This is a genomic window from Pseudomonas sp. KK18 (assembly GCF_037094675.1).
GTDB lineage: Bacteria > Pseudomonadota > Gammaproteobacteria > Pseudomonadales > Pseudomonadaceae > Aquipseudomonas.
Genome location: NZ_CP146605.1, coordinates 5980548 through 6004425, shown reverse-complemented (window position 1 = coordinate 6004425; position 23878 = coordinate 5980548). Strand labels below are relative to the sequence as shown.

The following is a 23878-nucleotide window of genomic DNA, read 5'->3' as shown; positions in this document are numbered from 1 at the left end:
ACAATGGCAGTCGACACGCAATCACTTACCCACCAGGCCGACCTGCTGCAACGAGGGCTGGCGGATCTACGGGCAGAAGACGCGGAGCTGGCAGGGTTGCTGGATGCGGAAGTCACGCGCCAACACCAGACGCTGTCGCTGGCCGCTTCGTCCTGCGCAGTGAGGCCGAATATCCTGGCGGCGTCCGCCTCGCTGCTGGTCAACGTGACCGCCGAGGGCACGCCCGGCTGGCGTCATCACGCCGGCTGCGAGAATGCCGACCGGGTCGAAGCCCTGGCTGTGCGCCGAGCGCGTGAGCTGTTCGGTGCGCAATACGCCGGCGTGCAATCACACTCGGGGTCGACTGCCAACTATCAGGTACTGGCGGCCTTGCTGGAGCCGGGAGACACCGTGCTCGGCATGGCCCCCGATCACGGCGGGCATCTGAGCCACGCCAGCCCCGTCGCGTTCACCGGCGCGAACTACAAGGCGCTCCGGTACGGCACTACCTCCAAGGGTGTTATCGATTACGACCAGGTGCGCACACTGGCGCTGGCCCATCGCCCGCGCGTGATCATCTGCGGGGCGACGGCCTACTCGCACACCATTGATTTCGCGCGCTTGCGTGGGATTGCCGACGAAGCCGGGTCGATCCTGCTGGCGGACATTTCGACCATCGCCGGCCTGGTCGCCACCGGGCGCCATCCGAGCCCGATCGACGCAGCCCACGTCACTACGCTGTGCACCCATAAACAACTGGGCGGCCCGCGTGGCGGCCTGATCCTTTCCGGTCGCGACGCCGAAACCAAGGTGCCGGGCCTTAAGACCAGCTTCAGCCGGCTCCTCGATCAAGCCGTGTTCCCACGAATGCAGGGCGCACCGGCCTTCAACATGATCGCGGCAAAGGCGGCGGCGTTCGGCTACGCCATGTCCACGGATTTCGACGCCTGGATGGCGCGTATTCGCACCACGGCCGACGAACTGGCCAACGCGTTCCAGGCCTGTGACTACGAGGTGGTGGGCGGGCGCAGTGAAAACCACTCGGTGCTGATTCGCTTGCGTGGCGGCATCACCGGCGCCATCGCCCAGGCGGCGCTGGAGCAGTGCGGCATCATCGTGGACAAGCATCGCGCACCGGGAGAGACGCGACCATCATTCGTCGCTGGCGGGTTGTGTATCGGCACCGGCTCCCTGGCGCAACGCCAGCTCGACGCCGATGGATGTCGGCAGGTCGTCGAACTGGTGTGCCGGGTACTCGATGCGGTCACGCCCCTCAACGAGCACAAGTTCACCCTGGATCCGAATGCACAGGAATCCCTGCGCTTGCAGGCTCAAGCCTTGTGCGCGAAGTATCCCCTCGCGGATTACCTGCACAACTGAGCAAACATCCAAATGGATGTTTCATGTTATTGCAGGATAAATTGCTGTACGGTGTTTAAGCGGCTGTTATAGACGGTCGCGTTGTTGCTCATTCTCATCATTAACAAGCTGCACGACAGCTTGGCGTTCTCCTGGCAGTTATAAAAAGGGCTCTTAAAGTCCGTTCAACCTCCGTGAACGAAGTACTCAGCCTTTTGCAGTGAAGTCGAACTAGGCCCGTGCGCCGATAGTTGTTCGACTCATGAGGAGATATCCCGTGATAACCCGAAGAAAACTCCTGTATTCAGGCGCAGCCTTGACCGGTGCTGGCCTGTTTGCCCCGCTGTGGGCAGGTGCCGCGCTGGCGCAGGAAGTCAGCAGCGCCGCCAGCGACGACATTGAATCCTTCCGCCAACTGTCGATGTTCCTCCTCGAACGCTCGAACCTGGATGCCGCCTTGTCCTTGCGCATCCTGGCCCAGTGCACCCGGAACGACCCTGCATTCCCCGAGAAGATCAAAGCCTTGTGGAGCAAGGTTGGCCAGCATCACTTGCGCAACGTCGGCCAGTTGTCCGGCAGCCCGTTCTACGCCGACCCGGTGATCAAGGACACGACGCAGAAAATCGTCTCCGCCTGGTACCTGGGCTACACCGGCACGCCGGTGTCCCTGCGCGCCACCGACGGCACGCGCCTGGTCACCTTCACCGGCGCCCTGGCCTATGCGCCGACCGCGGACGCCACGGTGATCCCGACGTACTCCCGGGGAAAAACCAATTACTGGGTCAATCCTCCGGCCACGCTGGCCAACGACTAAGACTAAGACAAGGCACTTTTATGAATCAGGATTTTGACGCCGATGTCATTGTGGTTGGCTCCGGCGCATTAGGCAGTAACGCAGCCTTTGAATTGGCCAAACTCGGCAAGTCAGTGATTATTCTGGAAGCCGGTGAACATATTCCCCGCTGGAAGATAGTCGAGAACTTCCGTAATTCGTCGAACAAGGGCAATTACAACTCACCCTATCCGAATGAGCCGTGGGCCCATCATTCTTATGATGAGCAATACATCGAGAACACCGGTTCTTTCGAGTTCCGCCCCGGCATGTTGAAACTGGTGGGCGGTACCACCTGGCACTGGGCGGCAGCGTGCTGGCGTTACTTGCCCAACGATATGAAACTCAAGACGCTCTACGGCGTAGGTCGCGACTGGCCGCTGGAATACAGCGAGCTGGAACCCTATTACGTGCGTGCGGAAATTGCCCTGGGCGTATGCGGCAGTGACACCCAGGACCAGAGCGGGCAGGGCGGCGGCGCTTTCCCGCCACGCTCAAGCCCGTACCCGATGGCGCCGGAAGGTGATACCTACCTGTTCCAGCGCCTGCGCGAACGCATGGCACCGGCGGGGTATCACTTTATCCATGAGCCCAATGGCCGTGCCACTGAACCCTACGACGGGCGCCCGGCGTGCAGCGGCAACAACAACTGCATGCCGGTCTGCCCCATTGGCGCGATGTACAGCGGCGACGTGCACGCCCGCCATGCGGAACAGGCCGGCGCCAAGCTGATCACCGACGCCACCGCCTACAAGCTGGAAAAAGGCGCGGACGACAAGATCGTCGCCATCCATTACCGCAGCTCCACCGGCGCTGATGTGCGGCTCACTGCCAAGTACTTCATCGTTGCCGCCCACGGCCTGGAAACCCCCAAGCTGCTGCTGATTTCCGAGGTGGCCAACTCCTCCGACCAGGTCGGTCGCAACCTGATGGACCACACCGGCCAGGGCCTGCAATTTATCGCCGACGAGCCGTTGTGGCCGGGACGCGGCGCGGTGCAGCAGGGCGGGATTTTCAACCGTCGCGACGGCGAGTTCCGCAAGGAGCGGGCCTCGGTCAAACACTCGATCTCCAACAACGTGCCGAACATTGCCGTGGCCAAGCGGCTGATCGCCCAGGGCGTGTACGGCAAGGAGCTGGACGAACGCATCCGCCACGATGCGGCGCGTTGGGTCGACGTCTCTACCGTGTATGAAACCCTGCCATTGCAGACCAACACTGTGCGCCCGAGCCGCACCCGCAAGGACGCCCTGGGTATTCCGATGCTGGTGGTCAACTACGAGGTGGGCGACTACGTGAAGGCGGCCAAGGCCGGCGTCACTGAAGACTATGCGCACTTCGTGCAACTGATGGGCGGTACGGTGGTGGAAGACAACACCGGTTACCAGAACCGCGACCACCTGATGGGCACCGTGATCATGGGCGCCAACCCCAAGGATTCGGTGGTCAACCACGAGTGCCGCACCCACGACCACGCCAACCTGTTTCTCGCCACCACCGGGGTGATACCGGCCTCCGGCACCATCAACCCGACCCTGGCCGGCGTGGCGCTGAGTATCCGTATGGCCGACATCATTGCGCGGGAGGTCTAGGTGATGGGATTGCTTAAATTTCCATTGCTGGCCTTGCTGCTCACCGCGTTGCCGGTGTTTGCCGCTGAAGACACCGCCGCGCTGATCGAGAAGGGCGCCTATGTCGCCCGTGCCGGCGATTGCGAAGCCTGCCACCGTACCGCCGAGAATGGCGGCGCGCCGCTGGCCGGCGGGTATGTGATCGACTCGCCCATGGGCAAGATCATCTCCAGCAACATCACCCCGTCCAAGGCCTACGGCATCGGCGACTACACCGAGCAACAACTGGCGGACGCCTTGCGCAAAGGCATTAACGCCAAAGGCCAGCACCTGTACCCGGCGATGCCCTACACCTCTTACCAGGGCATGAGCGATGACGACATCCACGCCTTGTATGTGTACCTGCAACAGGGCGTCAAAGCCGTGGACCAGCCGGTGCCGGAAACGCACCTGGCGTTCCCGTTCAACATCCGCCAACTGATGTTCGGCTGGAACCTGGTGTTCCTCGACAGCCAGGGTTTCGTGCCCAAGCCTGGCGCCACCGAACAGACCAGCCGTGGCCAGTACCTGGTGGACAACCTCGCCCACTGCGGCGCCTGCCACACCCCACGTAATGCCTTGATGGCCGAGGACAACAGCCAGTACCTGGCCGGTGCGAAACTGGGTGGCTGGGTCGCGCCCAACCTCACCTCCGACAAGGTCAGCGGGCTGGGGGACTGGAGCGAAGATGACCTGGTCAATTTCCTGAAAAACGGTCACCTCGCCGACAAGGCCCAAGCGGCGGGCGGCATGGCCGAAGCCGTGGAAAACAGCTTCCGCTACCTCAGCGACAGCGACCTGCATGCCATGGCCGCCTACCTGCACAGCGTGCCGCCGATCCGCGATCCCGGGCAAACCGAGCGGGTGGTGCGTGACGTCAAGCCGGTGGACATGAGCACCCTGGAAACCGGCCAGGGCGATCAAGCCTCACTGGCCGACGCCACCGGACTGGATGGCGCACGCCTCTACAACTCGGCCTGCTCCAGCTGCCACGGCCGCGATGGCCAGGGCTCGGCTGACAAGTTCTACCCGTCCCTGAGCCTCAACACCGCGCTCAACGGCAACCAGGCCAACAACCTGGTGATGGCGATCATCGCGGGCATCGACCGCAAAGGTGCCGACGGCGCCGTGAGCATGCCGGCCCTGGGCGGTGACCTGAACGACGCGCAAATCGCCGCCATCGCCAACTACAGCCTGCACACCTTCGGCAACCCGGCGCTGAGCGTCAGTTCCGAAGAAGTCACCAGCCTGCGTCGCGGTGGGGATGCGCCGTTGTTGATCACGGCCATGCCGTACCTGCTGTGGGGCGGTGGCCTGGTGGTGCTGGTGCTGATCATCGTGCTGTTGCTGTGGCGCCGTCACCACCAACACCTGCGGGCAGTGGAGGCCAAGCGGATCGCGTTGAACCGGCGTTTTCATTCCAACTAGCCGGAAACGCAAAAGCCCCGCCTTCGGTATGAAGTGCGGGGCTTTTTGTTGGTTGGGTAAATCACCGGCTGTTTTCCTCGTCATACCCAATTGCAGGAACGGGGGCGAATCCCGCACCTGAAGCTGCGAGCCGACAAGGAGAGGTCTTCATGGTCAACGTGAGTCGTCGTTCCCTGATCGCACTGGGCGCGGCCTTGCCGTTGCTGGGTCGCCTGGACTGGGCTGAGGCAAGCCCCGCCGTGGCGGCGCCCGAGGTGCTGCTCAACTACAACGAAAGCCCCTACGGGCCCTCGCCGGCTGCGCGGCAGGCCATGCAGCGCGGTATTGCCGTTTCGGGGCGCTACCCGTACCCGGACATGTACGCGCTGGTTGAACAATTTGCCCGGCAGCAGGGCATTTTGGAGGAGCAGGTGGCGGTGTTCGCCGGCTCCATGGCTGCGTTGCGCTACGCGGTGCTGGCGTTTACCAGCGAAACCCGCAGCCTGGTGATGGCCACGCCTTCCTACGAAGTTCCGCGCCAGGCAGCCGAGTCGTGCAAGGCCAGGGTGCATGAAGTGGACCTCACCGCCGATCACGCCCATGACCTTCCCGCCATGCTCACCGTTGACCGCCAGCCCGGCCTGATCTACCTCTGCAACCCGAACAATCCCACCGGCACCCTCACACCCGCCAAGGCCATCGAACAGGCACTGGCGCGCAAACCCCAGGGCAGCATTTTGCTGGTGGACGAGGCCTACATCGACTTCAGTGACGCACCCAGTTGTGTGGCGTGGGTCAAGGACCATGATGACTTGCTGGTGCTGCGCACGTTCTCGAAAATCTATGGCCTGGCCGGCGCACGCCTGGGGCTTGCGATCGGTCATCCGCAGCTGCTGGAACAACTGGCGGTGTTTGGCGGGGACAACGTGCCGGCGGCCGCCAGCCTGCTGGCCGCCCGCGCCAGCCTTGCGGATACGCAACTGGTGCCGGCGCGCAAGGCGCTCAATACCCGGTTGCGGGATGAGACGGTGGCCTGGCTAAAAAGCCGCGGATTCACCTGCACGGCGTCTCACAGCAACTGCTTCATGATTGATGTGCGCCGTCCGGCGGAACAGGTCATCGAGCGGCTGGGCGAGCAGGGCGTGAAGATTGGGCGCGTGTGGCAAAACTGGCCGCAGTGGGTGCGGGTCACCGTGGGCAACGCTGATGAGATGCAGCGGTTTCGCGAGGTGTTTGCGGCTCAAGTCGTAGGCTGAATTCGCTGCGACGCAGGTCAAATGTGGGAGCGGGCTTGCTCGCGAAAGCGGAGTGTCAGTCAATGCATACGTGACTGACCCACCGTCTTCGCGAGCAAGCCCGCTCCCACATTTAGATCGAGTTACTGCTGGGCGATGCTGTAGCCCTCAAACGCCGTCTGCTGCTGCAGCGCGGTGATGATGCTTTTACGCGTCAGTGGTTGCTCGGCGCCCGAGTTATCCACAAAGGTTTCAACTTCCAGTTCCGCCTCGTCACCTTCACCGACAAAGGTAAAGCCGAGGAATTCAAACGCCTCACGGTCCACGTTCGGCTTGGAGCGCGGTGAACGCAGCGGCAGGGTGACGCTGATGCCGTCCTTGCTGATGGCGAACACTTCCACTTCCTTCTTCGGGCGGGAAGCCTTGCCTTTGCCGGCGCTCGGGTTGCTGATGGCCTGGTGGGTCTGGTTCAGCACCTTGAGGGCCAGGCCGTAGACCAGCTCCTGGAACTCCGGGTCGTCCTTGAAGCTGGACAGGATGCGGCTGATGGAGAACTTGCTGTTCAGGTCTTCGAGGGCGGCGTTGTCGGCGGCTTCGGCGTCCTTGAGCTGCTTGAGCTCGCCCATCAGGTCGTAGGCCTTGTCGTCGTCGAAAGCGTCGTGGGCCTGGCGGATGGCCACGCGCAGCTCGCGGATCTGGTCGCTTTCCTTGGAGGTGTGGAACGCGTCCAGCACCATTTCACTGATGGTCTTGGCCGCCGGCACGTGCTGTGAAAGATTGATGGCGTTTTCGTATTCAGCTTTGGATTGCAAGGCGACTACGGATTCTTCGGTGCGGGAATCAGACATTGAAATTTCACTACTTCAGTAAACGGGGAGACGGGAAAAGCGTCGCGCATTTTCAGCGGGGAGGGGGATCAGGTCAAGGCAGCACAATGCCCTCATCCCGGTTGAATGATGCCAACGCCCGCTGCAGCTTGATCGCCCGCCCGCAAAACAGCCCAACGGTAAAACCCGAAGCCCCGCCCGCCAGGGCCAGCATTGGCGCGGTGCTCGACAGCAACGGGTGCACGGCGTGCTGGTAACCGAGGTAATACTTCACGGCGAAGAACAGTTGGGAGATCAGCAGGATTTTCCAGGTGCCGGGCAGCACCAGCGTGTGGCCATCGAGGCTTGCACCCTTGGCGGTGAACATCGCCATCGCCACCAGGCAACCCACGGCGGCACCGCCCAGCCAGCAACCGATCGACAGCGTTGAATGCTCAATGGACAACAGCGACCAGATCACCAGCACCACCGGCAGGATAACCAGTGACCGGTGGTTTTCGCGGCTGCCGCGGGTGGCTTTGATCCCGTACCAGCAGATCCACAGATAAACGGCGTACACCCAAAGGGGCGTGCCCTGAAGAATGTCGACCATGGTCAGCGTCCGTGCCTGATGAAGTTGGGCGTCGATATTCGCCGGGCTGCGCGTGGTCTGTCCATTGATTTAACCGAGGCGCTTGCCCATTTCGAAGGCGCGTTTTTCGTAGCCCAATTCCTCGTACAGCCGCTGCGCCGGTTCGTTGAAGGCCCAGACGGTCAGGCGCAAATCCCGGGCGCCCTGGCGGATGGCCCAGCGTTCGGCGAGCGCCATCAGTTCACGGCCAATGCCCTGGCCGCGGTGTGCCTCCAGCACGCAGATCGAGCCGATCCTGGCAACACGCAGCGGCTGCAACAACGGGCTGGCGGTCTCGATGATTTGCGCGGTGATAAATCCAACACCAACGCCGTGCTGCTCGGCAAGAAACACCGCCTGAACCCGGCTGGTCAGGCAGGGCCGCCAATGGGACTGGTCGCGCTCCACCTGGTCGGTGGCGTCACGGTAGATATCGGGCCGTTCCTGGTGGTGCAGGCGGTTCAGCGGCTGGCCCAGCACGCACAGGGTGTGCAGGTCATCCAGGTGCGCCTGGCGATAGGTCAATCCTTGAGACATGGCAGTCCTTCGAACGGGGCAAAGGGCGTTTTATGCCCGTTATCGGCGATCACGTAAAGGCGCGGCGTCGGCCCCAAGCCCTTCGACGAAGCCGGCAATGCGCTGGCAAGCCTCCCTGAGGGTGTCATCGGCGACGGTAAACGAAACCCGCACAAACCCTTCGGCGCTGGGGCCAAACGCCTGGGCGTCAAGCACCGATACGCCGGTCTGGCGATACAGTTGCCAGGCGAATTCCCGGCCGCTGAGCCCGGTGCGGCGTACGTCCACCAGCATGAACATGCCCGCCTGGGGGACTCGGCAGTCCAGCTCGCTGATCGCACTCAACGCGTTCACCACCAGGTCACGCCGGCGCCGATACACCGCACGGGCATCGCTGACCAAGGCCTCATCCAGTTCCAGTGCCTTGAGCGCCGCCGCCTGGATAAACCCTGGCAGGCCGTAAATCATGCACAGCAGCAAGTTTTCCAGATGGTTGATCAATGTGGGCGGGCCGGCCACCCAGCCAACCCGCCAGCCGGTCATGGCGTGGCTTTTCGACAGGCTGTTGAGCACCACCGTGCGCTCGGCCATGCCGGGTAACGCGCTGATGCTCAGGTGTTGATCGTCATAGATGAGCTGCCCATACACTTCATCGCAAATCACCCACAGGTCGTGGGCGCGTGCCACTTCGGCGACGGCTTCCAGCTCTTCGCGGCAGTAGACATTGCCGGTGGGGTTGCACGGTGTAGCGAGGGCGATGCCCCGGGTCTTGTCGGTAATCGCGGCTTGCAGCGCGGTACGGGTCAGGCGAAAGCCGTTGGCGGCCGGTTGTTCGACGGTTCTAATGCGTGCCCCCGAGGCTTGGACACAGGCCTCGTAGGTCAGGTACATCGGCTCTGGCACCAGCACTTCATCGCCGTGGCTGAACAGGCACAAGCAGGCCGCGAACAGGCCATTCTGCGCGCCGGCGACCAGGGCGATATTGTCGGCGTGCACCGCAATCCCTTGCAGCAGGCTCTGGCGGGCCGCGATGGATTCCCGCAGTTTCGGGCGGCCGAGCACAGGGGTGTAGTGGGTGTCGCCGGCGCGCAGGGCGTCCACGGCGGTTTCACAGATCGCGCTGTGTGTGGCGAAATCCGGGTCGCCGACACTGAGCACAATCACGTCTTCGCCACGCAGTTGGGCTTCGGCGGCGGCGTAGTGAATATCCCAGGCACTGACGGATTCGCCGCCAATGCGCCCCACAAAGGGTGAATAACGCATCCTTGCTCTCCTCGCCGACATCGATGCCCGCGTCAATTAGTCAATTTCAGTTCCACTGTAGAACATGCCGCCTGATCCACATCAAGGGCCGCGCGCAAAAAATCCGCTACAACGAAGCTGGGGCTGGCCATGCCCCGGTTATCTGCCTGATGACCCAATAAAAACGATTGCAGACCTGCGCCGAGGGGACCGCCCCAGGCCGGGTTATTAAAGGAATAGTGCGATGATTTTTCCCCTGTCACGTCTGGGCCTTGTGGGGGTGGTGCTGTGCCTGTCCCTTCCCCTGCACGCCAACGAAGCCGACCCCACGCTGATCGAACAGGGCAAATACGTTGCCCAACTGGGCGACTGCATCGCCTGCCACACCGCCAGGCAAGGCGCGCAGATGGCCGGCGGGCTGGAACTGGGCACGCCGATGGGCACGATCTATTCGAGCAACATCACCCCGGACCGTGACACCGGCATCGGCCAGTACACCTTCGAGCAGTTCGACCGGGTGATGCGTGAAGGCGTGACGCCGGCCGGGCAGAACCTGTACCCGGCGATGCCTTACCCGTCCTACGCGAAGATGAGCGAAGGCGACATGCGCGCCTTGTTCGCCTACCTGATGCAGGGCGTGGAGGCGGTGAACAAACCCAACCTGGACGCCGAGATGGGCTTCCCGTTCAACCAGCGCTGGGGCCTGGCGTTGTGGAATTTGGCGTTTCTCGACAAGCAACCATTCGTGCCGGACCCGGCGAAGGATGACGTGCTTAACCGTGGCGCCTACCTCGTCCAGGGCATGGGCCACTGCGGCTCGTGCCACACCCCGCGCGGCATCGCCTTCCAGGAAAAAGCCATGAGCGACGCGGGCCGCAGTGGCCGGCATTACCTGGCCGGTGAGACTGTCGAGCACTGGCGCGCCTTGAGCCTGCGCAACCTGTGGACGGTGGACGACACCGTGCAATTGCTCAAGACCGGGCAGAACCGCTTTGCCACGGTCGCGGGCAACATGGCGGATGTGATTCATCACAGTACCCAACACTTCACCGATGCCGATTTGACCGCCATCGCGACGTATCTCAAATCCCTGCCGCCGGGCAAGGACGACCTGCCGATGCCCGCCGTGGCCCACGAACCCGCCGCACCGCCCAAGGAGTTGTTCACCAGCCGTGGTGGCCTGGGTTACATGCAGTTTTGCAGTGACTGCCACCGCAGCGATGGCGGCGGGGTGAAAGGGCTGTTCCCGCCGTTGGCCGGCAACCCGAGCGTTGCCTCGAACAACCCGACGTCACTGCTGCACATCACCCTCACCGGTTGGGAAACCGCCGAGACCGCAGCCCATCCACGGGTCTACACCATGCCTGGGTTTGCGCGGTTGGCGGATCAGGAAATCGCTGAAATCCTCAGTTTCGTGCGCAGCAGTTGGGGCAACGAAGGTACGCCTGTCACGGCTGCCCAAGTGAAGAAAATGCGCGGCCAGCTCAACCCGGTCACCACCGACTCGTCAGCGTTTGAAACCCCACGCCTGGCCGAATTGTTGGCGGCGCCGAATGCCGATCAGGTGGTACGCGGCATGCGCCTGCACCTGCAGACCAAGGAACTGCTGCCCAATAACGTGGGCAACTCGCTGAACTGCACCAGCTGCCATCTCAACGCCGGCACCGTGGCGGATGGTTCGCCGTTTGTGGGCGTCTCGGCATTTTTCCCGAGCTATGCGCCGCGTGCGGGCAAGGTGGTGAGCCTGGAAGAGCGGATCAACGGCTGCTTCCGTCGCTCGATGAATGGCAAGCCGTTGCCAGCGGAATCGGCGGATATGCAGGCGATGGTGGCGTACTTCGACTGGATGAAAAACAACACCAGGCCCGAAGATAAAGTCGCCGGGCGCGGGGTGGGCAAGGTCGACCCGGCGATCAAGCCGGATATGCAGAATGGCAGGCAGGTCTACGCCAAGCAGTGCGCGGTGTGCCATGGCGACAATGGCCAAGGGTTGACGCGGGCGGATGGCGAGTTGGTGTACCCGCCGTTGTGGGGCGAGCAGTCGTTCAATATCGGGGCGGGGATGGCGCGGCTGTACACGGTGGCGGCGTTCGTCAAACGCAACATGCCGATCGGTTTCCACGAGAAATTCCCGTTGGGGCAGGGCGGGTTGTCGGATCAGGAGGCGGTGGATGTGGCAGCGTACTTCTCCCAACAACCTCGTCCGGATTTCCCGGACAAGGTGAAGGACTGGCCGAAGGGGGGTAAGCCCGTGGATGCGCGGTACTAACCCCACCACCTATTCGAAGTGGGCACAGTCAATGTGGGAGCGGGCTTGCTCGCGAAGACGGTGAGTCAGTCACCCATGTATTGACTGACACTGCGCTTTCGCGAGCAAGCCCGCTCCCACAGTTTTAACCGAGTGCAGTCAGTTAGAAGGTGGTGCGCAACCCAACCTGCACACTCCGCCCCGGCGCAGGGGCGATGTCCCGCAGGATCGAGCTGGCATAGCGCACGGTCTGGTTTGTCAGGTTCTCGCCGTTGACGAACGCCAGCCACTGGCTGCCGCCCACGTTGAAACGGTAGCCGGCGCTGGCGCCCAAGGTGGTGTAGCCGTCGGTGCCGCTTTCGTTATCCGGCACCCGGCCCTGGCCCGCCGCGTGTTCAACGTCGATCCGCGCCTGCCAGCGATCCAGTTCCCACAAGAGGCCGCTGTTCAAACGCAACGGCGCAATGCGGGGCAACGCTTCACCCGTGTCCAGGTTGGTTGCACGGGTGTAGTCGCCCGACAGTTCCAGCGCAAACTTGCCGTAGGCACCTTCCCCCAGCTTGATGTGATCCTGGGCTTCAAAGCCTGCGAAACGCGCACGCACACCGGAATATTTGTACTCAGGGATGCCGCCGGCGTCTTCCTCGCCTTCGTCATTCAAGGTGCGACCGCTGCCCAGCAGGCCGATGTAGTTGGAGAAGTGGCTGTAGAACACGCCGAAGCTGCCCTTGTGGGTGCCGTTGTCGAAGCGCAGCGCCAGGTCGCTGGACACGGCTTTTTCTTTCGACAGGTTGGCGTCGCCCAGTTCATAGGTGCCGGTGGCGACGTGAGCGCCGTTGGCATACAGCTCGTAGAAGGTCGGGGCACGTTCGGTGTAGCCGAGGGTGGCGGCCAGGGACCAGATCGGCGTGAGGGTGTACACCGCGCCGGACGACAGGCTGCCGGCGGTGAAGTCGGCGGATTTGTCGGCATTGGCGAAGCGTGCGTTGCCTTTGCCGTCCGGGTCGACGTTGGTGTGTTCCAGGCGCCCGCCGAGGCTCAGCTTGAGGCGCTCGGTGGCCTGCATTTCTTCGAGGATAAACAGCGCGCCGGCGTTGGTATCGGTCTGCGGCACGAAGGCTTCTTCACCCAGGGCCGAGAATTCATTACGACTGACTTGGGCGCCCACCACGCCGTTGAACGGCCCGATCGGCAAGTGTCGCGCTTCCACCCGGGCTTCATAGCCCTTGTTCTTGAAGGTGGTGCCGGTCTCGCCGCCTTCGATTTCCATGTGCTTGTAGTCGGTATAGCCGGCGTCGAGTTTGACCGAGGTGAACGGGCCTTGCAGGTTGCGGATTTCGGACGCAAAGGCGTAGTGATCCTGCTTCATGCGGATGCGCACGTCCTGCTCGGCCGGGGAGCCGTAGTTGCTGTCGTAGTTGCTGTAGGACAGCCCGGCGTAACCGTCGTCCCAAGTGTAGGAACCGCCGACTGCACCACCGTCCTGGCGTCCGTCGCTGTTGCCGAGGCGACCGTTCTTGCCTTCACCGTCGTCGCTTGGCGGTGCATGACGGCTGCGGGCAAAACCGGGGATTTTCAGGTCGTTGAATTCCCGCGCGCTGGCGTCCAGGTGCAAGGCGAAGGTGCCGTTGCCGGCTTCCAGTTTGCCGGCGCTGCTGCGGGTGGTGTCGGCGCCGCCGTAGCGCAATTCACCGGCCCCGTGAATGCCTTCGATGGCTTCGGTGGGGATGCGGTTGTCGAAGGTATTGACCACGCCGCCGATGGCGCTGCCGCCATAGAGCAGGGCGGCCGGGCCACGCACGATTTCGATGCGGTCGACGTTGACCGGGTCCAGCGGCACGGCGTGGTCATAGGACAACGACGAGGCATCCAGCGCGCCGACTCCGTTGCGCAGGAGGCGAATGCGGTCACCATCCTGGCCACGAATGATCGGCCGGCTGGCCCCCGGGCCGAAGTACGACGACGACACACCGGGCTGCTTGTTCAGGGTTTCACCCAGGCTGCCTTTTTGTTGCAGGGTCAGGTCATCGCCTTCCAGCACGGTGGTGGGCGAGGCGAGGGTTTCGCTGCCCAGCGGGTTGCCGGTGATGACTTGGGGTTGCAGTTCCAGGGCATTGACCTGGGAGGTGATCAACAGGGCGGCGGCCAGCGGGGTGAGGCGCCAGAGAGAAGAGAGGGACATCGGTCGTTCCTTGGCAAACGGCAAAAAGAGAAGGCTGAAAACGGTAAGGGATTCGATACCCTTTGATAGTTATCGTTACAATATAACATCACTTTTTTCCCTGCCAAGGGGAACTTTCCCAAACCCCGCTCGATCACTCCCACGCTGATCGTTCCCACGCTCTGCGTGGAAATGCATGCCGTGACGCTCTGCGTCACCATTGCGCAGGGTTAAAACTTGCGTCGACCGAGGGACGCAGAGCGTCCAATTCGGCATTCCCATGCAGGGCGTGGGAACGATCGAACAGTGGCCTATAGTGAAGGCAACGCTTCCACCCGCACGGCCCGTCCGCTAAGGTGCGCGGCTTCGTTTTCTTCTTTTCTGCACAAAAGGCCCGGCATGACCGCGACAAACAAAGACCCACTGCACGGCGTCACCCTGGAACAGGTCCTCACCGCGCTGGTGGCGCATTACCAATGGGAAGGCCTGGCCGAGCGCATCAACATCCGCTGTTTTTCCAGTGACCCGAGCATCAAGTCGAGCCTGTCGTTCCTGCGCAAGACCCCGTGGGCGCGGGAGAAGGTCGAAGGTTTGTACGTGAAGTTGATGCGCACCAAGCGACCGGTCGAGGACTGAGGTGAAACGTCACCTTATCGGCCTCGCAGCCCTCGGCGGTTGGGCCGGCCTGGCGCTGCAGCAGTACATCATTTTCTACTTCCGCTGGGTCGATGGCGCCAGCCTGTTGCCGGGCCTGGTGAATTTCTTCAGCTTCTTCACCGTGCTCACCAACACCCTGGTGGCGGTGGTGTTGACCCATGCGTGGGTGCAACGGCCAACCGCGGCGAGCCGGTTCTTCCTCGGGCCCGTAGTCAGCAGCGGGATTGCCGTGAGCATTGTCGTGGTCAGCCTCGCCTACAGCCTGTTGTTGCGCCACATGTGGCAGCCTGCGGGGGTGCAGTTTGTGGCGGACGAGCTGCTGCACGACGTGATGCCGTTGGTGTTTGTCGCGTATTGGTGGTGGTGCGTGCCCAAGGGCAGCCTGCGCCTCAAACACATCGGGCTGTGGGTGATTTACCCGGTGGTGTACTTCGCCTATGCGTTGTTGCGCGGGTATGTGTGGGGGCTGTATCAGTATCCGTTCATTAACGTGGACACCCTGGGTTATCCACAGGTGTTCATCAATGCCGGGGGGATTCTGGTGGGGTTTGTGCTGATTGCTCTGGGGGTGGTGGGGCTGGATAAAATCTGTAGGAGCGAGCTTGCTCGCGAAGAACGTTAACGATAACGCAGTGTGTCTGGTTTAACGCGGCGCTCTCAGGTTCTTCGCGAGCAAGCTCGCTCCTACAGGGATCACTGTTGCCAGTAACCCACGGCCTTGAGGAATGCCTCATTGACGTTGTGCGTGTCCAGCAGCACCCGCCGTACCTGGCGCGAGAGCTTGCTCTCGGTGGCGACAAAGCTGTACAGCGAACCGTCCGGCAGCGTCAGGTTGTGCACCGTCTCGAGCAGGTCATCCTGGCCGCGCACCACCCAGATCACTTCCACTTCGGCAGCGCTGGCCAGCGGCTGCTGTTCCGCCGCATTGGCGATCTCTATCACCGCCAATACCTTGCGCCCCGCCGGTAATTCGTCCAGGCGCCGGGCAATCGCCGGAATCGCGGTTTCATCGCCGATCAACAGGTAGCTGTCGAAGATATCCGGCACGATCATCGAGCCACGCGGCCCGCCGATGTGCAGGTGCTGACCGACCTTGGCCTGCTCGGCCCAGGTGGAGGCAGGGCCATCGCCATGCAGCACGAAGTCGATGTCCAGCTCGCCGATGTCCAGGTCGTACCGGCGTGGGGTGTAGTCGCGCATGGCGGGTTGCGGGCCGTCGCCGCGCAGGTTGAAGTCGGGGCTGTCCAGCGCCGCTTGTTCGGCGGCGTTCTGCGGGAACAGCAGCTTGATGTGATCGTCACTGCCCAGGCTGATAAAGCCCGCCAGTTCCGGCCCGCCCAGGGTGATGCGGCGCATGCGCGGGGTGATGTCGACCACCCGCAGGACTTCGAGGCGGCGGCGTTTGATTTCGTGGGTCACGCGGTGGATGGCTTGGGTATTCATTGAGCTTTCCCGTCGGCAATGGCTTGGGCGGTGCTGTTGAGCAGCGCCGCGACACGAACGATTTCTTCCGGGCTCCAGCGCCCGTGGTGCGAATGCAAGGCGTGGCGCAGGTTATGCACCGCCTCGTGGATTTCCGGCGGACGGTCCTGGCCCCGCAGCGAACGTTTGCTCACATCCATGCGCATGCGAATGCCTTCGAGGGCAACCGCCTGTTCGCTTAAGAAGAGACGACCGGCGTCGGTGATTGTGTAGCGTTTTTTTCCGTCTTCGGCGTCGCCGGTAATCAATTCGCTTTCTTCGAGAAAGGTCAGCGTGGGGTAGATCACGCCGGGGCTGGGGCTGTAGGCGCCGTCGAACAGGGTCTCGATCCGGCGAATCAGGTCGTAGCCATGGCACGGCTGTTCGGCGATCAGCGCCGGCAGCAGCAGTTTCAGGTCGCCGGGGGCGAAGACCCGTGGGCCACGGCCGCCGCGCTCGCGGCCTGGACGTTTGTCGAAGCCGTCGCGGCTGTCACCGGGGTCGCGGTGTGAATGATGGTCTCTCATTTCGGGTGCTCTCGTTTGGTTTAGATACAACGTAAGATATATCTTATTGCCGCCGCAACTCCGGCAGACGAACGGTCATCTCGTGTCTTGTGAGACGGGACTCGAAACGGGCCGATCAGCGCACTGATCCTTTCGACATATTCGCCAACTTGTTAGTTGGCGCGCCCCAGTAATTACTGTTGTTTTTTATAATATGTAATCCTATTCTTACGGACTTGTTCTGCACTAAATCATTCTCGTTAAGTTGATGTAGTCCGTTTCTTACGGTTGATTCAAAAGTTTTGGCAAAGTGCCATAATTTTCCTATGTGTCTTGGTGTGACAAGGCTACGTGAATAAGCGAATCGACCGGCTTTCATATTCAAAATCGAAATGGATAATTGCCCGGCCTCGAACGAACTCCTGAATTGCAATACAAGTAATTGGAAAGCATCCGATTTCCATTGCTTCAGGAAATTGTTCTGGCGCTGGGTTAATTAAGTCCTGTGCGCAACTAAGCCAGGATTTCGTTTTGATTTTTAATACATGTGAGCCTCTGCAAATGAAGACTAAAGTAAAAGCTGCGCTGTTGACTGTCGGCCTGTTGGCGGGTTCGATCTCTGTTGCTAATGCGGCGGACGGGACGATTACATTTACCGGTTCGGTCCATTCGGGTGCTTGCTCTATCAAGCCTGAGTCTGTGGATCAGTCAGTTGCACTTGGCGCTATTGCAAAGCATCAGTTGCAATCCGGCGGCAAGTCCACCGCCCGCCCCGTGGCGATCGAGCTTGAAGGGTGCGACCTGTCTGGCCTCACCGATAACACCGTGACCACTACCTTCACCGGTGCACCGTCCAGCGTTGTGCCTGGCGGCATCGGCACGGTCGGCAGCGCGGGCGGCATCGGCATCATGATGACCCACGGCGGCAAAGCGATTGAGCTGGGCGTGCCAACCACTCCGCAGGCCATTGTTGCCGGTAATAACACCCTGCAGTTCGGTGCCTACGTACAAGGCCAGGCGACAGGCGACATCGTTCCTGGTGATTTCAGCGCGGTCACCAACTTCACCTTGGCTTATCAGTAAGTGTTTCCCCCGCCACCACTGGTGGCGGGGGAAAACTGGCGGGAGATCAAGGTGAAAACATTCATAAGTCTCGCTATTGCCTCTTCATTGACGTTGTTCATCAGCCCTTGTGATGCCGCGCAGACGCGTGTGCAAGGCGATGGGCTCGTCACGCTGGGAGGCGAGATCATCGACTCGGCCTGCGGGCTGGAAGCGGTCACTGCCGATCAGACCATCGACATGCCTCCCGAACCCATCGGCCGCCTGTTGCGAGAGGGCGCGGGGCAAATGCAGCCGTTCCAGCTACGGCTGGTCAACTGCACCGTGACGCGTCCCGACCCGCTGCGCCCCGGCGAAACGCTGCCGGACTGGGAGCATCTTCGCGTGACGTTCGACGGGCCCAGCGATATGGGCGGGCGCACCTTTGCGGCCTTTGGGGCCTCGCAGGGGGTTGCTTTCCATATTGAGGACGCCGCTGGCCAGGTGAGTGTGCCGGGAGTGCCGATGGCGCTGCTGCCGGTGGTTGATGGCGACATGACACTTCATTACAGGCTCCGCCTGGTGGGCAACGGAGTGCCGCTGTTGGCAGGGGCTCACCGCGCGGCAGTGCGGTTCAAGTTGGAATACTTTTGAAGATTGAGTTGCGTGTATGTTGAATACGTCGAAAGTCATGAATACGCTGCGCCCCAGCCTCTTTGGCGGGTTGATATCACTGGCTGGAACTGCAATGGGCGCCGGGGATATTGAGTTTAATACCGACGTTCTTGATCTGATTGATCGCTCCAATATTGACCTGTCTCAGTTTGCACGCAGTGGGTTTATCTTGCCTGGCACCTACTCGATGGTGGTCCAGCTCAATACCCAACCTATATCTGAACAATCGGTGGCGTTCTTTGCCCCCGATGATGATCCCAAAGGCAGTGTGCCCTGTTTATCGCGCGAGCTTGTCGAGCAACTGGGCCTCAAGGCGTCCGGTGCTGACCAGCTGAAGTGGTGGAAGGGCGGGCAGTGCCTGGATGTCACGGGCTTGCCCGGCATGGAGGTCAGTGCCGACCTGGGCACGTCCACCCTGGACATCAACCTTCCCCAGGCCTACCTGGAATACAGCGCCATTAACTGGGACCCGCCGTCACGTTGGGACGAGGGGGTGCCGGGGCTGCTGGTCGACTACAACATGACGGCGCAGTCCAGCTACCGCAAAGGTGACGGTACGCGCAATGACCTCAGCGGTAACGGCACACTCGGGGCCAATGCCGGGGCCTGGCGCCTGCGGGCGGATTGGCAAGGGCGTGTCGAGAAAGACCGCGAGGCGCAGGCCAGCCGGCAAAAACTGGAGTGGAGTCGCTATTACGCATATCGCGCCATTCCTGCGCTGAAGGCACGCCTGGTGTTGGGCGAGGACTACCTGTATTCGGACCTGTTCGACAGCTTCCGCTTTACCGGTGCCGGGCTCAAGTCAGACGAAAGCCAGCTGCCGCCCAACCTGCGGGGCTATGCACCGGAAGTGGTCGGGGTGGCCAAGACCAATGCAAAGGTTGTCATCAGCCAGCAGGGGCGTGTGCTCTATGAAACGCTGGTGGCGGCAGGCCCTTTTCGGATCCAGGACCTTAACGACGCCGTTTCCGGCACGCTGGATGTGCGGGTCGAGGAGCAGGACGGTTCGGTACAGAAATTCCAGCTCGATACGGCAGGCGTTCCCTACCTGACGCGTCCCGGGCAGGTTCGTTACAAGCTGTCTGCCGGGCGACCGTCCAACCTGCAGTACCACTCCCACGGTGACTTTTTCGGCACCGGCGAGTTTTCCTGGGGGATCAGCAATGGTTGGTCACTGCTGGGCGGTGCGATAACGGATAACAACTACCGTGCGCTGTCGGTGGGCGCGGGGCGGGATTTGCTGGCGTTCGGGGCCGTTTCCCTGGACGTCACCCAGTCTCGCGCCAGCCTGTGGAACCAGACACTTTCGGGCAAATCCTACCGCCTTCAATATTCCAAGAACTTTGAAGAGTACGACAGCCAGGTCACCTTCGCCGGTTACCGGTTCTCCGAGAAGAACTACTTGAGCATGAGCCAATACCTGGACGCTCGGCACTACGGGTTGAATGGTGAGCTGGGCGGACGCGGCGTATTCGATGAAGACGGTAACTTCATTGAACACTGGAAACCCATTGGCGGTAACAAGGCGCTGTATACGGTCACGGTGAACAAACAGTTCCGCGATCTGAACACCACGGTGTATGCCAGCTACAACAAACAAACCTATTGGAACCGGCCAGACACCCAGCGCTGGAACCTCTCGGCGTCTCGTTACTTCAACGTGGGCTCTGTCAGGAACATGAGCCTGTCGCTGAATTTATATCGCACCCATGAATACCAATATAAGGACAACGGAGCAGCGCTGACGGTCAGCCTGCCATTGGGACCCACCGGCACCCTGTCGATGGATGCCAACAGGGCCGGCGGCAAAAACAGCTTTACCACACGCTACGCCGATCGCCTGGATGAACGTAACAGCTACCAGGTCAGTGCCAGCGACACCTCGGCCAGCGGCTACCTGAGCCATATTGGTGACCAGGCCGACATCGACCTCAGCGCCACGACGCAACAAGGCAATAACCGCACCCTCAGCGCATCCGTGCGTGGCGGCGGCACGCTCACGCCTTACGGCGGGGCGCTGCATCGAACCACCAGTACCGGCGGAACCCGGCTGCTGGTCGATACCGCCGGTGTGCCCGATGTGCCCGTGCGGGGCTACGGCACGCCGACCCGCAGCAACGCGTTCGGCAAGGCGGTCATCTCCGACATCACCAGCTACCAGCGTACGGCGGCCAGTGTTGACCTGGAGAAATTGCCCAGCGATGTCGAGGCCACTCAATCCGTGACGCAACTGACCCTCACCGAGGGGGCCATTGGCTACCGATCCCTGGAAGTGATTTCCGGCCAGAAGGCCATGGCGGTTCTTCGCCTGCCGGATGGCAGCGCACCGCCCTTCGGCGCCACGGTGAAAAACCGCAAGCAGCAGGACACCGGGGTGGTGAATGACGGCGGGGATGTCTACCTGAGCGGCATTCAGGCCGGCGAGCAGATGATCGTCAGCTGGGGCGGCACCGAGCGTTGCGTCCTGACGCTGCCTGTCGAGTTGCCAACGGATGCGTTCACCGATGCCCTGCAACTGCGCTGCCAGAGGGTAGCCGTCGATCAAGCCTCACCCGAGCCAGCCAGCCTGACCGGCCAGCGAAACACTATGGAGAACCCATCCTCATGAAACACCACATACGTTTTACCTACGCACTGCTGCTGACGGTCTTGAGCCAGAGCGCCAACGCCGCTGTCGGCCTGGACCGTACCCGCGTGATTTTCGACGGTGGCAAAGACGCAACCAGCGTTAACATCACCAACAACAACCCCCAGTTGCCGTACCTGGCCCAGGGCTGGATCGAGGATGAAGAGGGCAACAAGATCACCTCGCCGTTGATCGTGCTGCCACCGGTCCAACGCCTGGAGCCCGGCAAGCAGAGCCAGGTAAAAGTCCAGGCGTTGCCGGCCGCCAAATCGCTGCCCCAGGATCGGGAGACGGTCTACTACTTCAACCTGCGGGAAATTCCGCCGCGCAGCGACAAGCCCAACACCCTGCAAATCGCCCTGCAAACCCGGATCAAATTGTTTTACCGGCCGCAGGCAATTACCCCCACCCAGCAGGACCTGTCCAACCCATGGCAGGAAAAGCTGACCCTTACCCGGCAAGGCGATCACTACCAGGTGAATAACCCCACGCCTTACTACGTGACCCTGGTGGATGCGCGCAGCAGCAAGGACGGCAAGACCATACCGGGCTTCGAGCCGGTGATGGTCCCGCCCAAAGGCACGCAGGCCCTGGGGCCGACTGCCAAGGAGCTCGGCACCACCCCCTATTTGTCCTACGTGAATGATTACGGTGGCCGTCCGCTGCTGGCGTTCACCTGCAGTGGCGAGACATGCAAGGTGAACACGCAACTGTCTGTGGCCAATCAGTAGTGCCTGCTGCCGGAGAACGTCATGAAGTTGCACACAGTGAAGGTCTTGGGCGGTCTGTTGCTGGCCCTGATGGGGCCGGCGCACGCCGCGGATGACGAGGATGTGGAGGGCATGGTCGGGATGCTCAACATTCTCGGGTCCATGCATGAAACCCCCTGCAGCCTGGAGATGGCATCCCTGCACCAGACGATCGACCTGGGCCCGGTGTCGGCCAGCCAGTTGCAACGGCCGGGTGACCAGGCGACCTCCGTGGCCTTTCAACTGCTGTTCGAGGATTGCCGGCGCACCGCCGGCCGCATCGCCAGTGAACGCACGGGGAACCTGACATGGAGTGCTTATCAACCGGTGCTCTCGGTGGCGTTCATCGCACCAGCCGATGCCGATGATTCACGGCTGGTCAAGGTGCAAGGCATCACCGGGATGGGCCTGCGCCTGACCGATTCCCAGGGGCGCGATGTACAGCTGGGTTCAAGGGGGGAGCCATTGTTCTTGCCCTTGGGCCGCAACACGCAGACCTGGAACGTCCAGCCCACGCGCACCCCGGCACCCCTGACCAGCGGTGCATTCCGGGCCGTGGTGGATTTCAGGCTCAATTATGAGTAAGGGCAGAGCAATGACCAGGTTAACCGGCCCGTGGGCCATTTTTATCGGTGCGGGACTGCTGTGGGTGGTCAGCCAGGGCGTGCAGGCCGATACCAACCTGACGATCCGCGCGACCATCATTGCACCTCCACCGTGCGTGATTAACAGCGGCGGCACACTGAATGTGCCGTTCGGCAATGACCTGCTGACGTCACGGATTGATGGCGTGAATTATCGACGGGACGTGCCGTATACCGTCACCTGCAGTCCTCCCGTTTACAGCAACGCGATGACCCTGGAACTCAAGGGCGCGGCAGCCGGGTTTGATAACAAAGTGCTCTCGACCCCCAAGACCGACCTGGGGGTCAAGCTCTTCGCCAATGGGGCGGACTGGCCGCTGAACACGCCGCTCAGGTTTACCCATCCGACCTTTCCGGTCGTGCAGGCGGTGCCGGTCAAGCGCGCAGGCAGCACGCTGACGGGCGGGGCATTTGCGACCGCCGCCACCCTCGTGATCGAGTACCAATAATGAGGAAACGATCAATGAAATGTTGGCCACAGCGAACGTTGCTCGGCTTGTGTTGCTTCGGCTTTTTCAGTGCTGCGTCGGCCAACCTGACGTTCAACGGAACGCTGAACGAGCCGCCGCCCTGCACGATTGATTCGGGCAGCACGATTGAAGTCGATTTCGGGGATGTCGGCACCAAGCGTGTCGATGGCGTGAAATATCGCAGGGCCGTCGGCTACACCATCCGCTGCGGCGCCTCCACGCTGCCGTGGCTGTTGAAGTTGAGCGTCAAGGGCGCAGAGACAACCTTTGATAACGCGGCCCTGCAGACCACTGCGCCTGACCTGGGCATTCGGCTGTACCAGAACAACGCGCCGTTTCGCCTCAACACGCCGCTGGACATCAGCCTGGCGGCACCGCCGACCTTGGAAGTGGTGCCGGTCAAACGGCCGGGTTCGGTCCTGAAGGCCCAAGGGTTCACGGCGGTGGCCACGCTGTTGGCTGAATACCAGTAGGAGTCGAGTGTATGCGACACGCAATGATTCATAAGGGGCTGGTCCTGCTGCTGACCTTCGGCCTGGCGGCCACGGCGCAGGCGGTGGACAACCTGAGGTTCAAGGGCAACCTGGTGGAACAGGCCTGCACCATCCGCCCGGGCGATGAAGCCATCACCCTGGAGCTGTGGGACCTGACCAGCAAGCACCTCTACATCAACACACGCTCAGTGGGCAAACGTTTCACCCTGCACCTGGATGACTGCAATACCACCATCAGCGACTCGGTGACCATCCTGTTCAACGGTGCGGAAAACCGCGCGCTGCCCGGTTTGTTTGCGCTGGACGGTGGCAGCGGTGCCTCTGGTATCGGGCTGGGTTTGGAGACACTGAGCGACAAGCCGGTGCCGGTGAACAAGGTCGGCGACGAACAGAAATTGAGCCCCGGCAACAACGTCATCCTGCTCAAGGCCTATGTGCAGGGTGAGCCGGATGCCCTGCGGGACAAGACCATCGAGCACGGCAGCTACCGTGTGACTTCGACGTTTACGCTGGATTATCCGTAACGCTA

At 61.8% G+C, this 23878-nt stretch carries 23 protein-coding genes; 16 read left to right on the top strand and 7 right to left on the bottom strand.

The window, feature by feature from the left end; translation table 11 throughout:
• The first annotated feature begins 3 nt into the window (after positions 1 to 3).
• From V6607_RS27220 to V6607_RS27200, 5 genes are all read left to right on the top strand, one after another.
• On the top strand, positions 4 to 1359 hold the full coding sequence (locus V6607_RS27220; RefSeq protein ID WP_134327285.1) for a serine hydroxymethyltransferase: 1356 nt from the start codon (positions 4 to 6) through the stop codon (positions 1357 to 1359).
• A gap of 256 nt (positions 1360 to 1615) precedes the next feature.
• Positions 1616 to 2152 (top strand): sugar dehydrogenase complex small subunit, encoded by a 537-nt coding sequence (locus tag V6607_RS27215; RefSeq protein ID WP_023659207.1) that lies wholly within the window; start codon positions 1616 to 1618, stop codon positions 2150 to 2152.
• A gap of 20 nt (positions 2153 to 2172) precedes the next feature.
• Positions 2173 to 3762, top strand: a complete 1590-nt coding sequence (locus V6607_RS27210) for a GMC family oxidoreductase (RefSeq protein WP_102369856.1) — start codon at positions 2173 to 2175, stop codon at positions 3760 to 3762.
• 3 nt (positions 3763 to 3765) lie between these two features.
• Entirely contained in the window at positions 3766 to 5208 is a 1443-nt protein-coding gene (locus V6607_RS27205) for a c-type cytochrome (protein ID WP_134327284.1), read from the top strand.
• Between the two features lie 149 nt (positions 5209 to 5357).
• Positions 5358 to 6443, top strand: coding sequence for a pyridoxal phosphate-dependent aminotransferase (locus tag V6607_RS27200; protein WP_134327283.1), 1086 nt, complete (start codon positions 5358 to 5360; stop codon positions 6441 to 6443).
• Between the two features lie 122 nt (positions 6444 to 6565).
• On the opposite strand, the gene V6607_RS27195 is transcribed toward V6607_RS27200, so the two are convergent.
• From V6607_RS27195 to V6607_RS27180, 4 genes are all read right to left on the bottom strand, one after another.
• The gene (locus V6607_RS27195; protein ID WP_003216395.1) at positions 6566 to 7270 is read right to left on the bottom strand and encodes a hypothetical protein; all 705 of its coding nucleotides are present in this window, start codon (positions 7268 to 7270) and stop codon (positions 6566 to 6568) included.
• Between the two features lie 73 nt (positions 7271 to 7343).
• Positions 7344 to 7841, bottom strand: a complete 498-nt coding sequence (locus V6607_RS27190) for a hypothetical protein (RefSeq protein WP_134327282.1) — start codon at positions 7839 to 7841, stop codon at positions 7344 to 7346.
• Between the two features lie 69 nt (positions 7842 to 7910).
• Positions 7911 to 8396, bottom strand: a complete 486-nt coding sequence (locus V6607_RS27185) for a GNAT family N-acetyltransferase (protein WP_008435578.1) — start codon at positions 8394 to 8396, stop codon at positions 7911 to 7913.
• 39 nt (positions 8397 to 8435) lie between these two features.
• Positions 8436 to 9638, bottom strand: a complete 1203-nt coding sequence (locus tag V6607_RS27180; protein WP_134327281.1) for an aminotransferase class I/II-fold pyridoxal phosphate-dependent enzyme — start codon at positions 9636 to 9638, stop codon at positions 8436 to 8438.
• A 223-nt stretch (positions 9639 to 9861) separates the two neighbouring features.
• Here V6607_RS27180 and V6607_RS27175 point away from each other — a divergent pair, with 223 nt between their 5' ends.
• The gene (locus V6607_RS27175; RefSeq protein WP_134327280.1) at positions 9862 to 11886 is read left to right on the top strand and encodes a c-type cytochrome; all 2025 of its coding nucleotides are present in this window, start codon (positions 9862 to 9864) and stop codon (positions 11884 to 11886) included.
• Positions 11887 to 12028: 142 nt separating this feature from the next.
• Here V6607_RS27175 and V6607_RS27170 read toward each other — a convergent pair whose 3' ends face one another.
• Positions 12029 to 14047 (bottom strand): TonB-dependent receptor, encoded by a 2019-nt coding sequence (locus V6607_RS27170; RefSeq protein WP_134327279.1) that lies wholly within the window; start codon positions 14045 to 14047, stop codon positions 12029 to 12031.
• Positions 14048 to 14425: 378 nt separating this feature from the next.
• On the opposite strand from V6607_RS27170, the gene V6607_RS27165 reads away from it, so the two are divergent.
• Together V6607_RS27165 and V6607_RS27160 are read left to right on the top strand one after the other, a co-directional pair.
• Positions 14426 to 14662: a VF530 family protein gene (locus tag V6607_RS27165; RefSeq protein ID WP_003216406.1), complete on the top strand. Its 237-nt coding sequence runs from the start codon at positions 14426 to 14428 to the stop codon at positions 14660 to 14662.
• 1 nt (position 14663) lies between these two features.
• On the top strand, positions 14664 to 15305 hold the full coding sequence (locus V6607_RS27160) for a Pr6Pr family membrane protein (protein ID WP_003216408.1): 642 nt from the start codon (positions 14664 to 14666) through the stop codon (positions 15303 to 15305).
• Positions 15306 to 15376: 71 nt separating this feature from the next.
• Here V6607_RS27160 and V6607_RS27155 read toward each other — a convergent pair whose 3' ends face one another.
• Both V6607_RS27155 and V6607_RS27150 read right to left on the bottom strand, forming a co-directional pair.
• The gene (locus tag V6607_RS27155; protein ID WP_003216410.1) at positions 15377 to 16126 is read right to left on the bottom strand and encodes a siderophore-interacting protein; all 750 of its coding nucleotides are present in this window, start codon (positions 16124 to 16126) and stop codon (positions 15377 to 15379) included.
• Positions 16123 to 16671 carry a PadR family transcriptional regulator gene (locus V6607_RS27150; RefSeq protein ID WP_003216412.1) on the bottom strand — a complete coding sequence of 183 codons (549 nt, stop codon included), beginning with the start codon at positions 16669 to 16671 and terminating at the stop codon, positions 16123 to 16125. The genes V6607_RS27155 and V6607_RS27150 overlap by 4 nt, the downstream gene beginning before the upstream one ends.
• A 540-nt stretch (positions 16672 to 17211) precedes the next feature.
• On the opposite strand from V6607_RS27150, the gene V6607_RS27145 reads away from it, so the two are divergent.
• The 8 genes from V6607_RS27145 to V6607_RS27110 are packed head-to-tail and all read left to right on the top strand — an operon-like array spanning position 17212 to position 23873.
• Positions 17212 to 17733, top strand: a complete 522-nt coding sequence (locus tag V6607_RS27145; RefSeq protein ID WP_023659208.1) for a fimbrial protein — start codon at positions 17212 to 17214, stop codon at positions 17731 to 17733.
• A 51-nt stretch (positions 17734 to 17784) separates the two neighbouring features.
• A complete protein-coding gene (locus tag V6607_RS27140) occupies positions 17785 to 18345 on the top strand; it encodes a fimbrial protein (protein ID WP_023659209.1) in 561 nt (186 codons plus the stop codon).
• A 16-nt stretch (positions 18346 to 18361) separates the two neighbouring features.
• Positions 18362 to 20974: an outer membrane usher protein gene (locus V6607_RS27135; RefSeq protein WP_158213531.1), complete on the top strand. Its 2613-nt coding sequence runs from the start codon at positions 18362 to 18364 to the stop codon at positions 20972 to 20974.
• Positions 20971 to 21723 carry a fimbria/pilus periplasmic chaperone gene (locus tag V6607_RS27130; RefSeq protein WP_134327278.1) on the top strand — a complete coding sequence of 251 codons (753 nt, stop codon included), beginning with the start codon at positions 20971 to 20973 and terminating at the stop codon, positions 21721 to 21723. The genes V6607_RS27135 and V6607_RS27130 overlap by 4 nt, the downstream gene beginning before the upstream one ends.
• Before the next feature lie 21 nt (positions 21724 to 21744).
• On the top strand, positions 21745 to 22326 hold the full coding sequence (locus V6607_RS27125; protein ID WP_003216422.1) for a fimbrial protein: 582 nt from the start codon (positions 21745 to 21747) through the stop codon (positions 22324 to 22326).
• 10 nt (positions 22327 to 22336) lie between these two features.
• A complete protein-coding gene (locus V6607_RS27120; RefSeq protein ID WP_134327277.1) occupies positions 22337 to 22834 on the top strand; it encodes a fimbrial protein in 498 nt (165 codons plus the stop codon).
• A gap of 14 nt (positions 22835 to 22848) precedes the next feature.
• Complete coding sequence (locus V6607_RS27115; protein ID WP_134327276.1) at positions 22849 to 23328, top strand: fimbrial protein; 480 nt, start codon at positions 22849 to 22851, stop codon at positions 23326 to 23328.
• 11 nt (positions 23329 to 23339) lie between these two features.
• Complete coding sequence (locus tag V6607_RS27110; RefSeq protein ID WP_134327275.1) at positions 23340 to 23873, top strand: fimbrial protein; 534 nt, start codon at positions 23340 to 23342, stop codon at positions 23871 to 23873.
• The last annotated feature ends 5 nt before the right edge of the window (positions 23874 to 23878 follow it).

What these genes read in the sequence shown, in the direction of transcription:
- V6607_RS27195 (WP_003216395.1), bottom strand. Translation starts at nt 7,270, where the DNA reads ATGTCTGATTCCCGCACCGAAGAATCCGTAGTCGCCTTGCAATCCAAA.
- V6607_RS27125 (WP_003216422.1), top strand. Translation starts at nt 21,745, where the DNA reads ATGAAGTTGCACACAGTGAAGGTCTTGGGCGGTCTGTTGCTGGCCCTG.
- V6607_RS27200 (WP_134327283.1), top strand. Translation starts at nt 5,358, where the DNA reads ATGGTCAACGTGAGTCGTCGTTCCCTGATCGCACTGGGCGCGGCCTTG.
- V6607_RS27130 (WP_134327278.1), top strand. Translation starts at nt 20,971, where the DNA reads ATGAAACACCACATACGTTTTACCTACGCACTGCTGCTGACGGTCTTG.
- V6607_RS27155 (WP_003216410.1), bottom strand. Translation starts at nt 16,126, where the DNA reads ATGAATACCCAAGCCATCCACCGCGTGACCCACGAAATCAAACGCCGC.
- V6607_RS27115 (WP_134327276.1), top strand. Translation starts at nt 22,849, where the DNA reads ATGAAATGTTGGCCACAGCGAACGTTGCTCGGCTTGTGTTGCTTCGGC.
- V6607_RS27165 (WP_003216406.1), top strand. Translation starts at nt 14,426, where the DNA reads ATGACCGCGACAAACAAAGACCCACTGCACGGCGTCACCCTGGAACAG.
- V6607_RS27190 (WP_134327282.1), bottom strand. Translation starts at nt 7,841, where the DNA reads ATGGTCGACATTCTTCAGGGCACGCCCCTTTGGGTGTACGCCGTTTAT.
- V6607_RS27180 (WP_134327281.1), bottom strand. Translation starts at nt 9,638, where the DNA reads ATGCGTTATTCACCCTTTGTGGGGCGCATTGGCGGCGAATCCGTCAGT.
- V6607_RS27175 (WP_134327280.1), top strand. Translation starts at nt 9,862, where the DNA reads ATGATTTTTCCCCTGTCACGTCTGGGCCTTGTGGGGGTGGTGCTGTGC.
- V6607_RS27110 (WP_134327275.1), top strand. Translation starts at nt 23,340, where the DNA reads ATGCGACACGCAATGATTCATAAGGGGCTGGTCCTGCTGCTGACCTTC.
- V6607_RS27220 (WP_134327285.1), top strand. Translation starts at nt 4, where the DNA reads ATGGCAGTCGACACGCAATCACTTACCCACCAGGCCGACCTGCTGCAA.
- V6607_RS27170 (WP_134327279.1), bottom strand. Translation starts at nt 14,047, where the DNA reads ATGTCCCTCTCTTCTCTCTGGCGCCTCACCCCGCTGGCCGCCGCCCTG.
- V6607_RS27205 (WP_134327284.1), top strand. Translation starts at nt 3,766, where the DNA reads ATGGGATTGCTTAAATTTCCATTGCTGGCCTTGCTGCTCACCGCGTTG.
- V6607_RS27145 (WP_023659208.1), top strand. Translation starts at nt 17,212, where the DNA reads ATGAAGACTAAAGTAAAAGCTGCGCTGTTGACTGTCGGCCTGTTGGCG.
- V6607_RS27135 (WP_158213531.1), top strand. Translation starts at nt 18,362, where the DNA reads ATGTTGAATACGTCGAAAGTCATGAATACGCTGCGCCCCAGCCTCTTT.
- V6607_RS27185 (WP_008435578.1), bottom strand. Translation starts at nt 8,396, where the DNA reads ATGTCTCAAGGATTGACCTATCGCCAGGCGCACCTGGATGACCTGCAC.
- V6607_RS27150 (WP_003216412.1), bottom strand. Translation starts at nt 16,671, where the DNA reads ATGAGAGACCATCATTCACACCGCGACCCCGGTGACAGCCGCGACGGC.
- V6607_RS27210 (WP_102369856.1), top strand. Translation starts at nt 2,173, where the DNA reads ATGAATCAGGATTTTGACGCCGATGTCATTGTGGTTGGCTCCGGCGCA.
- V6607_RS27120 (WP_134327277.1), top strand. Translation starts at nt 22,337, where the DNA reads ATGACCAGGTTAACCGGCCCGTGGGCCATTTTTATCGGTGCGGGACTG.